1 protein-coding gene is annotated in these 445 nt (G+C 46.5%); it reads right to left on the reverse strand.

Translation table 11 applies throughout. From position 1 onward, the window contains the following. Positions 1–441, reverse strand: a 441-nt coding sequence (locus GTP90_RS36085) for a nucleotidyltransferase family protein (protein ID WP_161087967.1), incomplete at its 3' end; no start/stop codon positions are given. Positions 442–445 lie beyond the last annotated feature (4 nt).

The following is a 445-nucleotide window of genomic DNA, read 5'->3' on the forward strand; positions in this document are numbered from 1 at the left end:
GTAAAGCATTTGTAGCCCATTAGGAGCATAGATAGCCTCTGGCGTCGCCCCAACACAGGTGGCGAGGATGAGGAATCTGTCAATTCCATCACGAGCACTCTGAAGCGTTGGATATGGGTGGCCAAAGTATGACTCATACCATGTATGTACTCGAGCTTGGTTGCTAACTTCAATAGGAACTAGCAAATCGGCCAACACTTCATTAACACGCTCTTGAACGCGACGCTCCCCTTCTTCACTCAAGTCACTGTCGTCGAAATAAAATAAATCGTAGTCCTTGATGTCAGCGTCGGGAGCACGTCCATCTTTTAAATTCCACACCGTTTGAAATAAGCAGCCCGCTACTAACCAACCATCTGGAAGCGCTAAAGCATCCCAGCGGTCCAGAATCATGCGGTTGTTATAGTTTGCGATTATGTCCGAGCGAAATTTTTCTTGCATAAAT

Source organism: Duganella vulcania (assembly GCF_009857655.1).
Taxonomy (GTDB): domain Bacteria; phylum Pseudomonadota; class Gammaproteobacteria; order Burkholderiales; family Burkholderiaceae_D; genus Rugamonas; species Rugamonas vulcania.